Annotated in this window: 13 protein-coding genes, 2 tRNA genes and 1 pseudogene; 2 read left to right on the top strand and 14 right to left on the bottom strand. The window is 70.4% G+C overall.

Annotation, left to right across the window (positions count from 1 at the left end; translation table 11 throughout):
- Window positions 1–557: 557 nt before the first annotated feature.
- Window positions 558–633 (bottom strand) — tRNA-Ala (locus tag GA0115259_RS17805).
- A gap of 232 nt (window positions 634–865) precedes the next feature.
- A complete protein-coding gene (locus GA0115259_RS17810; protein ID WP_093597805.1) occupies window positions 866–1354 on the bottom strand; it encodes a hypothetical protein in 489 nt (162 codons plus the stop codon).
- A gap of 235 nt (window positions 1355–1589) precedes the next feature.
- Between GA0115259_RS17810 and GA0115259_RS17815 the strand changes: the two genes are divergently transcribed.
- Both GA0115259_RS17815 and GA0115259_RS17820 read left to right on the top strand, forming a co-directional pair.
- Complete coding sequence (locus GA0115259_RS17815) at window positions 1590–1922, top strand: hypothetical protein (protein WP_093597808.1); 333 nt, start codon at window positions 1590–1592, stop codon at window positions 1920–1922.
- Between the two features lie 452 nt (window positions 1923–2374).
- Entirely contained in the window at window positions 2375–2614 is a 240-nt protein-coding gene (locus GA0115259_RS17820) for a hypothetical protein (RefSeq protein ID WP_093597811.1), read from the top strand.
- Between the two features lie 102 nt (window positions 2615–2716).
- Here GA0115259_RS17820 and GA0115259_RS17825 read toward each other — a convergent pair whose 3' ends face one another.
- The 12 genes and pseudogenes from GA0115259_RS17825 to GA0115259_RS40375 all read right to left on the bottom strand — a co-directional run.
- The gene (locus GA0115259_RS17825; RefSeq protein ID WP_093597814.1) at window positions 2717–3130 is read right to left on the bottom strand and encodes a hypothetical protein; all 414 of its coding nucleotides are present in this window, start codon (window positions 3128–3130) and stop codon (window positions 2717–2719) included.
- A gap of 106 nt (window positions 3131–3236) precedes the next feature.
- Window positions 3237–3752: a hypothetical protein gene (locus GA0115259_RS17830; protein ID WP_093597817.1), complete on the bottom strand. Its 516-nt coding sequence runs from the start codon at window positions 3750–3752 to the stop codon at window positions 3237–3239.
- 26 nt (window positions 3753–3778) lie between these two features.
- Complete coding sequence (locus tag GA0115259_RS17835) at window positions 3779–4225, bottom strand: hypothetical protein (RefSeq protein ID WP_093597820.1); 447 nt, start codon at window positions 4223–4225, stop codon at window positions 3779–3781.
- Between the two features lie 50 nt (window positions 4226–4275).
- Entirely contained in the window at window positions 4276–5250 is a 975-nt protein-coding gene (locus GA0115259_RS17840) for a hypothetical protein (protein ID WP_093597823.1), read from the bottom strand.
- A gap of 418 nt (window positions 5251–5668) precedes the next feature.
- Window positions 5669–5989 carry a hypothetical protein gene (locus GA0115259_RS17845; RefSeq protein WP_093597826.1) on the bottom strand — a complete coding sequence of 107 codons (321 nt, stop codon included), beginning with the start codon at window positions 5987–5989 and terminating at the stop codon, window positions 5669–5671.
- Between the two features lie 68 nt (window positions 5990–6057).
- Window positions 6058–6681: a hypothetical protein gene (locus GA0115259_RS17850; RefSeq protein WP_093597829.1), complete on the bottom strand. Its 624-nt coding sequence runs from the start codon at window positions 6679–6681 to the stop codon at window positions 6058–6060.
- 50 nt (window positions 6682–6731) lie between these two features.
- Entirely contained in the window at window positions 6732–8147 is a 1416-nt protein-coding gene (locus tag GA0115259_RS17855) for an ISL3 family transposase (RefSeq protein ID WP_093597832.1), read from the bottom strand.
- Window positions 8095–8325 (bottom strand): annotated as a pseudogene (locus GA0115259_RS42830) (transposase family protein); the annotation flags it as partial. The gene GA0115259_RS17855 and the pseudogene GA0115259_RS42830, both read right to left, overlap by 53 nt.
- 80 nt (window positions 8326–8405) lie before the next feature.
- Window positions 8406–8591, bottom strand: a complete 186-nt coding sequence (locus tag GA0115259_RS17865) for a hypothetical protein (protein WP_093597835.1) — start codon at window positions 8589–8591, stop codon at window positions 8406–8408.
- A 35-nt stretch (window positions 8592–8626) separates the two neighbouring features.
- Window positions 8627–9049: a hypothetical protein gene (locus tag GA0115259_RS17870; RefSeq protein WP_093597838.1), complete on the bottom strand. Its 423-nt coding sequence runs from the start codon at window positions 9047–9049 to the stop codon at window positions 8627–8629.
- 66 nt (window positions 9050–9115) lie between these two features.
- Window positions 9116–9187, bottom strand: a tRNA-Arg gene (locus GA0115259_RS17875).
- Between the two features lie 191 nt (window positions 9188–9378).
- Window positions 9379–11431 (bottom strand): MXAN_6230/SCO0854 family RING domain-containing protein (locus GA0115259_RS40375; RefSeq protein ID WP_161230403.1); only part of this gene is annotated, 2053 nt, incomplete at its 5' end.

The following is an 11431-nucleotide window of genomic DNA, read 5'->3' on the forward strand; positions in this document are numbered from 1 at the left end:
GGGGCACCCGCCGGTCCCCCGGTGCGGCACGAAGCCGCGGGGGACCGGCGGGAGTTCGGCGATCGCGCCCCGGATGGGGCCATCACCTCTGGGCACCGGGTCGCGGCGCGACAGCAGAGCGGGCGGCGACCGCCGCATGCTCCGTGCTGAACCGGAAACAGGCGACAGCGCGACGGACGGTCCGTTCTCGACGTCCGCGCCCGGGGCCATAGCGGGCCGACTCCGGATTTCGCGCACCGGGTCTCAGCGACCTGCCAGAGGGTGTTCCGGACGCGGGTGGCCACTCCGCGAGAGTGGACCGTCCCTGCCGTACCCGTGAGCCGTACGGTCCGCCTCGGGGTGAGGCGGGGCGGGCCGTACGGCTTCGTGAGCTTGCGGGGCGTGATCCCGCTCTTCCCCCACGCGGGGGCGTGCTACCAACACCAGAGCTCCGGAGGGGAGCTACCCCTCTTTCGACTCGCACCGGTGATATCAGGCCGGGCGAGTCCGTTCTGGTGTGCTGGGACGCGCCCTCTCAACGGGGCGTCGCCTCTGGAGGGGCGCGTTCCAGCACACTTCGCGATCCGAGGGGACTTGAACCCCTGACCCTCCCCCGGCGTGGGGGCCGCTCTACCAGCTGAGCTACGGACCTGCCGGACAGCGCGGATCGGCCGCTCCTCGTTGTCCGGCGCCAGTGGGGTCGATCACCCCCGCCGACACATAAAGGATACCCCACCCGAACTCATTGGGTCAAGTTATATGTGTCGAGTCTGGGCTCCCGTGAAGCGCGCTCTTCGCGAGACCGTGCGCGGGCGCCGCGCGCACCCTCAATGCGGGCTGCACGGGAACGCGTCCACCCGAGCGTCGACGCACCGCCGTGGGGCGGCTACGCGTGGAGGACCTTGCGGACCGTGTTGCGCGAAAGGCCGGTCAGCCGAGCGGTCTCCGCCTCCGTGATCCCTGCGTGCGCCGAGCGGGCCAAGAGTCCGTCGCGTCCGCGGGCGTGGACCCCGTACTCCGCCAGGTCGCGGCGGACCAGGCTGCGCACGCATTCAGCAAACGCCCGGTAGTCGCCGGTGGCCAACTCCTGTAGCGCCGACATGGGATATCCGGCCGCCTCCAGTAGCGCCTGCACCCGGTCGGGCCGGTATGAATTGGCGCCGAGCTCGATGCCGCCTGCGGCCAGCAGCATGTCAAGGCCGGCGAGGGCGTCGCACAGTCCGCCGGCATCAAGGCGGACGGCAGGCCACTCGCCTTGCCTGAGCCGTCCCGCCAGCCGGGCGAAGGACTGCATCACGGCTCCCATGGCCTCCGCCAATTGCCGCTCGCTGTCCGTCGCACTGGTGTAGATCGCGCCGTTCATCTCCTGCAGCACAGTTCCTCCCTCGGATCGTTCCGGAGGTACAACGAGCCGCGGGCTGTTGCGTCCTGTGCAGTTCTGCACATTTTTGACCTCGATTGCCGGAAGTCGGCACGGGAGGAGGGCGGGAACTGTGGACCGGAGTCAGGTCGGCGTATCGGCGACACCCTAGATGACACATAAAACTCGACTGACGGATCCCCTTGGGCTAGATTAATGAATCTGACGGCGCGCACTTCAGGAGGTCACGTTGACGGTGTTCTGGGTGTTCCAGAGCGAGCCCACGCACAGCGGCGAGGCCATGGAGTGGGCGCCGAACCTGGCCGTGCCGGAGCGAGTCCTCAAGTCGCGTTCTGTGGACCAGCGTTCACGTACGTACCGCGACGGCCCCGTTCGTCACCCGAACGTCCAGCCGGAGGAGCGGTTCCCCAACGCCTCCATGTCCTCGCGGCTGGTGGTGTGGCGGCGCACGAGCGGCCAGGTGCCGCCTCGCGGCGAACAGCCCGATGAGGTGTGGTCGCTCACGCCCAGGGGCGCGGTCGTGCGTACGGCGCTCTCCGTCGCCCGGCAGCGCGGCCGTTGAGCAGGGCGGCCAACGCCAGCAAGACACGAACCTGCACGGACGACGAACAGGAGCGAGCCGCATGCCCAGCCACCAGACCGCCCCCACTCGGACCGCACCGCCGCCGACCTCCACGGTCGACGAGCCTCTCCACGCCCTCGCCGCACTCCTGCGCAGCGGGCAGCAGTGGAAGGCCGGACGTCTGGTGTCGTCCTCGTGCCCATCCCAGGCTGACATCTGCGCCGCACTGGGCTGGCCGCCCCCCTGGGACGCCGCTTGGGCTCCCGCCGGGCACGACGCTCCGGCCGCGACCGAACGGGACGGCTGCATGCCTCATCGGCGCTTCCCGTGCGGCCACTGCCCGCACGACGTCTGCCAGGACTGCGACCGCTGCTGCTCCTGTCGGTGCGGCCAGCTCACTGCTGCGCCCGCGACCTGACCGCCCGTCGGACCTGCCAGCCAAGGAGATTCCCGTGCACGATGCCGTTCCCGCCGAAGTCCACGAATCCGACAACCGGTGTGACCAGCTCATCGCCGGTTACGACGAAGACGGCCCGACCGCCTACGAATGCGGCGCTCCGGTCCACCACACCGACACCGGATACAGCTGCGACCGCGGACACGCCTACACCTACGCCGCCTGCCGCGCCGCCGAGGGCTGGGACTACGCCAGCGACCCGGTCGAAGCTGAACTCCTTGCCCCGCAGGCGTAGTCGGCGTCCGGCCGGACACGGCCGTCCCTGGGTATAGCCGTCCCTCACCCCACACCGGCGCTCGCCCCAGAGCCGCCGAACACCGGACGCTGGCCCCGGGGCCTACCCGGGCGCCCACTTGATCCACCGGGCTCCGGCGTCGTCTTCGCTCCGTGCGTCCCATTCCTCGGGGTCAGGTCGGCCGCCGCGTACCTCCTCGACTACGCCGTCGAGCCAGGCGTGAAAGCCTCCGACGATCTCGCCGCACAGGCGCCGCGCCTCACCGAGCGACAGGGAGGACGGCACTTCGACCTGGTCTTGCTCCAGGTCGTAACGCATGCCGTGTGCGGCCAAGCGGTCGCGGACGTGCGCCAGCCAGCCCTCGGTGACCGCGTCGAAATCCCAAGCCTCGTCCGCTGCCAGCACGCACGTTCCGGATCGTCGGTCGCCCTCACGGCCCATCAGGGCCTCGTAGCACCGATCGCTATGGGCGTGCACGCCGAGACCGTCGGCGGATTCCGTGGTGCTCGAGCTCATACTGATCAGTCTGATCGGGATCGACTTCCCGAGCGGGGAGCGACAGGCCGGCGCCTGCTGGAACGGACTCGGACGGCCGTGGGAATCGTCCAGCCCGGCACTCCGGCTACGGCGACGGGATGATGACGACGTCACCGGCCGCCACGGCGTGGTGCGCGCCGATGGCCTTCCGCAGGTCTGCGCCACCGGCGCCTTCGACATCGAACAGGCCGACGCGGACTTGATCCCCGAGAGCGGGAATCAGGTAGGTGACGGCCTCGCCGAGAGGCTGGGATACAGAGCTCCCTTCGGTTCCGAGGCGCTCGAAGGCGGTGGGCTGGGGAATCAGCTGCAGACCGTTGCTGACCCAGAACCGTTCCGCGGTGGAGCCCTGCAGCAGGACGCTGAGACCGTCGCCCGTGGAGAACGAGCGCAGTTTGCGCTCCCGGTAGCCGGCGGCGGTCGCACGGTCGCCCGGGGCAAGGAGTTCGGCGGGTGCGTTGAACATCTCCACGGCCCGCCAGAGTGCGGTTTCCGGGTCGCCGTCCGGGACGGTGTAGGAGAACACCCTGAGCATCGGGTGGTGGCGCCGGTAGCCGTCGTAGTGGTCGCGGTGCATGTTGTGCCAGATCGTGATGCGCATGGTCTGCTCCTGGGTGTCGGGCGACGTCAGCGGGCGCGGGCGCTCAGCAGGGTGGCGCCGCACTCGCGCATCCAGTCCTGGTGGGTCTCGAAGTTCGGGTTGGCCGGCGGGATGGGCCAGACGGCCTTCCATTCGGGCACGCGGCCGGGCCGTACGAGGACCTGGTCCAGCCGGTCGTGGGGCGCACCGTCGCCCGCGCGGTAGTGCTCCAGAATCACGACGGGGCCGGGGTACTGGCTGATGAGAGCGGCGGTGATTTCCTCGGCGGCGTTGGTGATGCTCACCGGGCCGACGCTCTGGGTGACGATGGCGAGGTGTCCGCCGTCGGCGGTGCGCCAGACCCGCAGGGGGGCGGTGCCTCCGCCGCCGGCGCAGGTGGAGGTGTAGGTCCATGCCGGATCGTCAGTGACGAGCCGGAGCGGGTCCTCGATGAGGGGCAAGGGCGGAAAGGTGTCGTTCTGGCGGGCGGGCACAGGGGGCTCCCAGGAGGTTGGAGGGGCGAGGACGGTCCGCGGCAGTGGGGTCAGGGCGTTTCCGGGCGTGGTGCGTCAGCGGACGGCTGGTGGCGGAGTGAGAAGGAGAGCTGCCTCGACACAGCGCGGTTCGGGGGTTGTGGTCTGCGTGGCTCGCAGATGGCGCCGCCGTCGCTTTCCCAGGTTTGTTCGGCCTCCAGGGCTGCTCGCGCGTTCTGTTCGGCGAGGGTGACCGGCCGCTTGAAGGACCGCAGGAAGTGGCGGTCCAAGGGGCGTAGCCGCCTGGCAGCGGCCTTGACCTCGTCCCTGCTGCGTCCCCGCCGGCGGCCGGCGGCAAGGCGGGCCTGGTGGGCGGTCCGGTCGTCCGGGTGGAGGCCGTCGGGGTGCAGTTGGGCCAAGTAGAGGGCGGTCTCGCCCATGGGGGTCATGGTGATCGCGCGGTCGGCTCCGCGGCCGACGGCGAGGAATCCGGCGCTGGCGAGCATGAGGACCCGTTCCCGGGCGACTCTCCGGCCTCCGGTGAACTGTCCCGGGTCGCGGCTTTGCCAGGCGTAGCCGTCGCGCCGGTAGAGCTTGCGGGCCTGGGCGGCTTCCATCGCACGGAGCATCCCCTGGCTCCATCCCCAGCTCGGGACCTCCTGCCGCGCGGTGGACTTGGCGACCTCCAGGCGTACGCGGTTGTCGGCGTCCATGCCCGTGGTGGCGCGCTGTTCCGCCTCGTAGGCCGCGTCGCGCTCCCGTTCGGCGCGCGCCTCTTCCTGGATCTCCGCCTCGGTCCGCTGGCGTTCGATCAGCGCGGCCAGGGCCTCGGCGGTGCACGGCACTCCGGCCGTACGCTGGGCGTCCACGGCGCGGGCTATCGCGAGCGCGGTGAAGTTGCGGCCGGTGGCGGGGTTGCCGGCCCGCTCTTCCTCGGCGGCCAGGCGGGCGTAGCGCTCTGCGTCGGTGGCGGCCTGGTGTGCTTCGAACATGATCGTGTCGAGCCTGGCGCTGTTCGCCGCCGTACTCCGGGCTGCCGCCCGCATTGCCGTGTCCGCCGCTCGGGTTGCCTCTCGCGCTGCCTGCTGCGCGATGCGGGTGGCGGGGCAGCCGGGCACCTCGGCCGGCGTCGAAGCGGTAGGCGCGTCAGCCGACGAGCGAATGCCGGGGGTCACGGTTGGCGGCGCGTGCATCTCGGCTCCTCATCTCGTGGACAGGGTCTGCTCGGGCAACCGGGGGAAGCGCAAGGGAGTCAGGGACCGACGGGCTTGCCCCGGACGTAGCACCGGCAGGGGCCGGCCGGCGGGCAGTGGTGGTGGACCGCTTGTTTCGCTGCCCAGTCCATGGGCTGGGCGCCCGCCTCCTGGCGTCGGCCGCAGCGGCAGTAGCTGCGGTGGAGCCAGGGGTGATAGGTGACGAAGGGGTGGCCCCGGTCGTCGCACCAGCGTGCGGTGGCTTGTCCGATCACGGGCGGGCGGCCGGCCGCAGGTGGTGTGCGATGGCGCGGAGGGCGCGGGCGGCAACCAGCGCGGGCAGCGTGAGGGTCGCGTCGGCCACGCCCCCCGCGTGGACCGTAAGGCGCTGGGAGGCGCCGTGGACCCGAGCGGTGAAGCGTCCTTCGCTGGCAACGCGGCCCAGGGAGGTCTGGACAGTGAAAGGGGAGAAGCAGATGCCGGCGCGGGGTACCAGTACCTCCCGCATCACCGTGACCGGCAGTCCCTTGATGACCAGCGAGACGATGTCGCCGGTGACCTCGACCCGGACCTCACCCGGCTCGGTGGCCACGTTGATGGGGATCCGCGATTTTGGCTCTGGCCGCAGTTCCGTGATGGGACCAGCTGACGCGTTCTTGATCAGTCGAAGGCCACAACGAGTCGAACGGCGTCATCACCGAAACGATCCGCCAGGGCTTTCATTACGGCAAACACGTGTGGCCAGTGGGACCTGGGGCCCAGGATAGAACCAGCCGTCAACGACTCGTAGCGGCAAAGCAAGTCTCCGCTGATCCACTCGACGTAATGGTCGCCTCCTCCCAGTTCCTGTGGGCGTGGACCCACCGCAGCAACCAACTCCGGAGACCATTCAGCCGGAACAAGTTGCTGATGCAGAATTGAGGGCTTCGCCAGGGATGACCACGTGAGCCGACCAATGTAGTGCTCCGGAGCAGTTGCTGGATCCAGTCCCGCGATCTCAGCCCAGCTGACCCAGGTAGCCCCTGCCAGGTGGCCGTCTGCCACCCAAGGCTGAAGGCGCTCGCGTAGCCCACTCGACAAGTCGTCGGGCAACCCACGTTCCGCGGCCAGGGGCGGGTAGCCCGCGTAGTTGCGCACGCCGAAGAGGCATCCGAAGGACGCGTAGTCGGTCTCGTCGTACAAGGGCCAGAGATCCATTGCGCCGACCCACGGCTCGCCCTCGTAGTAGTCCGTGCCGACGCCGGGATGGCGAAACTCGATACCGCCGTGGATGTCCGTACTCACGGCGCCTGACAGTACAACTGCTCGGAGCCACGGTCTTCTGCATTAAGAGATCACGCTTGCTGGCCGATCAGGATGCGGGTCCGGAGGAGTTCGAATGAGGCTCGGCCGTACATAGCCCTCTTGAGTGTTTTCACCCTGTTTACATGCCCTTCGACGACCCCAGAGCTCCAGGGCAGGGTGAGTCCGGCGGTGACGGCGTCGAGGTCCTGGCGGAGGAAGCCGGCGAAGCCCTTCATGGGCTTCGGTGCGTCCTGTTCGGCCTGCCGGATCCACTCCTGCAGCAGGTATCCGCGCTGGTGGCGGACAAGGTCGGCGAACGTCCGGGCGAGATCGCAGGCCCGAGTGATGTCCGGGCAGGCGAGCCGGACTTGTAGGAGTCGCTCGTCCTGGCTCTCGGTGAGCGTCTCCCGAGGCCGCATGATCCACGAGGTGATCTTGCGAGGGCTCGGGATGTCGGCCCGGATCGGTTCGGCGGTGCCCGCGCGGAGGGCGGCGAGGTGTTTGCGGACGACCTGTCGGCTGCCGCGGTAGCCGCGCGCCTGGATCTCCAGGAACAGTCGGGTGCCGCTGACCTGGCCCTGCGCCTCGGTGAAGCGCGCATGGAGGTATGCCTTGAAGGGCTCCAGGACGCCGTTGGGCCGGCGCTCGCGGGCGGAGGCCAGCAGCTCGTCGAGGTCGGTGTCGCGAAAGCGGCGCACGGTCTTGCGGTCGAGGTCCAGCCGACGGCCGATGGAGCTGATCGTCCAGCGTTTCTCCAGCAGGCGGTGGATGTCCTCGTAGCGGTGGCGGGTGCGTTCGATGATCTGGGTGCGGGGCAGTTCCGCGGGCGGTAACAGCATCGGGGCCACCTCCGGCACCTCGGTCACTGTCTCCTCCTCGGCACGTTTGCGCAGGCAGTCGCGGTGCTGGTGGCAGGTCTTCTCCACCGCGGCGGACAGGTTCTGCAGCAAATGCCAGCGATCAGCGACTTCGAGGGCATTGGGGGCGGCTTCCTTGACCGCCTTGGTGTAGGCCGTGGCCCGGTCCCGGCAGATGATCTCGGCTCCGGGATGCTCGGTAAGCCACGCCGCGAACGTCTCGGACGTGCGGTCGGGCAGCACGTCCACAACCCGGCCGGCCTCGACGTCGACCAGCACGGTGCCGTAGGTGCAGCCCTTGCGGAAGGCGAACTCGTCCACCCCCAGCACCCGCGGAGCACGGTCCGGCACTGCCGGTGCCGTCAGCAGCCTGAGCAGCCGGGTCCGGCCCGCGGTCAGCCGCAGGCGGCGGCACAGCCGTGCGGCGGGGCGGCCGCCGAGCTCGATCGCGATCGACCGCAGCCAGCCCGATGCTGGAACGGCGGTAGCGCGTGGACAGACCCGGTACCTGCTCGACGAAGGTCGTGCGGGAGCAGCTCCTGCGGTCGCAGAAGTATCGGCGCACCTGCAGCCGAATGATGACCCGACGCGACCCCAAAGGCCGTTCATCCAGGGTGCGTTGATACCTGCTGTGTACGCGGCGGGCCTGCTTGCGGCAGGTCGGGCACCGGCCTGGGCGGGCCGCCGACACCGCCTCCACGACCAGGATGCCGGAGGAGTCACTCACCCCCACCACCCGCACATCGATCCCGGGAAACAGCACATCCTCAACCGTCTTGCTCGCCACGGCAGGAAGTACGCTGCCGAAACGATCCCGCGTTCCGGCTGCTGACCTGGGGATTCACGGAACTGCGGACAGAGCCAATTTCAACGATCCCCATCAACGTGGGAGGGCAGGGTGCAGCGGAAGGTCCGGTACGGGTTGTCGTCCTCCCCGAGGAGACCCAGGGCGGGCAGGGCCTCGCGCAGCAGGGCAGCCGTGCTGACGCGGTAGGCGTCGCGCGCTGCCCACCACGCGTCCTCGGTGGGAGACAGGTCGAATGCGTGCGTCATCGGGCCCTTCGCAGGTGGTTGGCGATCGGCGGTGGTCACTTCGTATGGGTGGTCATCGTCGGAACGCCGTCGATGAGGACCGGCTGCCAGGTGTCGCCGAGCGTGACCGTGCTCGCGCACTGGTGGCACAGCGACCCGGTATCGCAGTCCTCCACCGCCCGTTCGGCGATGGCGCCCGGGTTGGTCAGGTCCGTCTCGATATCGACGGCGGTGCCGGCGTGTGTGGTCAGCGTGACCATGTAGGCGCCGTCGCCGAGGGGGGTGAGGTTGGGCTTGCCGTCGACCGTGACGCACTTCCAGTCGTCACCGAGTTCGATGTCGCCGCAGTAGTTGCACAGCGAGCCGACGTCGACCAGTTCCAGGGCGAGTTCCACGACCGCGTCCAGGTCCGTGAGGTCCGTCTCGACGCGTACCACCGTGTCCGCGTATGTGGTCAGGGGCACGGTGTAGGCGGTCATCGGTCTCACCTCGTCGTGATCGGGCCGACGGAGTCGGGCGTGCTGGACTGCTGGGGGTCTAAGCGGTGCTCCTGCGAGGATTCGAACCCCGGTTTCCGGCTCCGTAGGCCGGTGTCCTCTCCGCTGGACGACAAGAGCTGGCGGGCATCAGGCGATGGCGTTCGGGCAGGGCCGCCTCGCCGTCAGTTCGACACATAAAAAGTACCCTACAGAAGGGTTGGAGTCAAGTTTTATGTGTCGTACTGGATGGTCGGGTACTCGCCTCGCCGCAGTAGTTGCCGCGACAGCCCACTCGGGCGGGGACGGCATGGGCCGTCCCCGCCGGGCAATCAGCTCGCGAGCGAGGCGACGAGGTCCGAGGCGGACAGCAGCCGCAGGGTGCCGGCATCCAGTCCGCCGGCGTGCAGGGCGTATGCCTCGGCGCCGACCGGGAGCGGGATGTCGCCGCGCAGCAGGTAGGCGAGCGAGGCGTCGCGCAGGTCCGCCGGATCGTCGGTGTGCGGGGCGCCGATGCGTGCGGCGAAGGCGGTCACGTCCTCCTGGGTCTGGCGCTGGTAGGTGCTGGCCGATCCGTCGTGGTGGCGGACGATGACCGTGCGGGCCCGCGCGGCGGCGTGCCAGAGAGCCAGTTCGCCGAGGCTGACGCGGGCGCCGGAGGCGAACAGGGCAGTCAGGTGCTCGGCGAGGACGGCCAGGTCGTCCGCGTGGCGGTGAACGGCGTGGTGGGTGCCGGTCACTCCCTGGGCAACATCGAGCCAGCGCATGGTGCGTCCTGCGATGTCCAGCATGAGCGGGACGCTCGCGCGCGAGGCGCTGGTGAGGTCGTAGCGCTGCTCGACCTGGCGGGCGTCGAAGACCGCGCCGGTCGTGCCCGGCTCGTCGCGGGCCATCAGGCCCGCGAAGGCGTCGTCCAGCTGGACGAACGGGATGTTGTTGAAGCTGTAGACGACCGCGACGGCGTAGCGGGCGCCGAGGGCGGCGAGCTTGTCCAGGTCGAGGTCGACGAACTCGGACGCGCCGTGCGGCGGCGGCGCGCTGGTGAGGTCACCGGAGTGGACGGCCGCGTCGTTGCCGAACCGCAGGTTGGTGTAGTCGCAGGTGCCGATGTGCTCCCAGCGCTCGTTGAACAAGGCGATGGACAGGTCCAGGTCGGTGCGGCCGGACTCGGCGGACTCCATCCAGTGCAGGAACAGGCGCAGCGTCCGGCCGTCGGGAACGGGCAGCTCGCTGCCGCGCGGGAGGGTCACCAGGGCGCGCGAGGCGGTGCGCTCGGCGAACGGGGCGATGATGCCGTCGAGTTCGGCGTCCAGGACGGCCACATCGGCCGTGGGCAGCGTTCCGGCACGGCGCAGGACCTCGCCGGTGAGGATGCGCGTGGCCTCCTCGGCGGCTCCCGGGTTGAGCGGGGCACGCTCATCCGGGGTGATGTACGCCCGGGCGGTTTCGCCCTTCGGGAAGAACACCCGGCCGGGAAGCGGCGGCTGCGTGCGCGAGCGCACGGCGCCGAGTGCCGAGAGCAGGACGGCGGGGGCGACGCGGGGCGCGGCGGTGCGCAGTTCGGCCAGGACGGGCTCGGTGCCGTCCGGGCCGGACAGGCGGAGCAAGTGGTCCAGGCGGCGGACCAGTTCGCCCGGCCGGCGGCTCAGCGGGGCCAGAGCACCGGGCACGTCTGCGGCCGCCAGGGCGGTCTCGACCTGGCTCGCCCAGAGCGGGACGCGGATCGTGTCGCCGTCGGCTTCGACGCCGTCGGTGGCGCGGGCGGTGGCGCGCAGCCTGGTGGACAGGGCGTCGTCGCCGAGCTGGGTGGAGCGCAGCGCGGCGAACGCGAGAGCGGCGCGCGGAAAGCGGTCGGCGTACTCGAAGACGTGCAGCCGTTCGGCGGCCGCCTTCCACCGGAGCGGGTACCGGTGCAGGTCCTCCGCGACGAACTGCGGGTCCAGGCCGTCGAGGGCCTGGAGCAGAGCGCGGCGCAGAGGGCGCGGGACGGTGGTGATGCGGACCGCGGAGGTCAGGCCGGGGTCGCCGCCGGACCGGACGGCCAGCAGGCGCAGGACGTCGGTGGCAGTGGTGATGCGGTCCGTGACCGCGGGCAGGGTGGTGAGGTAGAGGGCGCGGTCGTCCAGCAGCCAGGCCAGAACGCGGGCCTTGGTCTCACGGCCGGGGATCTGCGTGGGCAGCCAGCCGAGGGTCTTGCGATCGCCGGCTCCGTCGAGCAGGACGGCGAGGTCGTCGGCGTCCTGCGGGCTGAGCGCGCCCGTACGGTCCAGCAGGGTGGTCAGCTCGTCGGCGGCGTGCGACCGGCGGGTAGTCGGGCCGCCGCCGAGGGAGAGCACGCGCAGGCGAGTCGGCAGGGCGCGCCGCGCGGAGGCGGCGGGGCGGGCG

The sequence above is a fragment of the Streptomyces sp. MnatMP-M17 genome (genome assembly GCF_900091995.1).
In the GTDB taxonomy this organism is placed as follows: domain Bacteria; phylum Actinomycetota; class Actinomycetes; order Streptomycetales; family Streptomycetaceae; genus Streptomyces.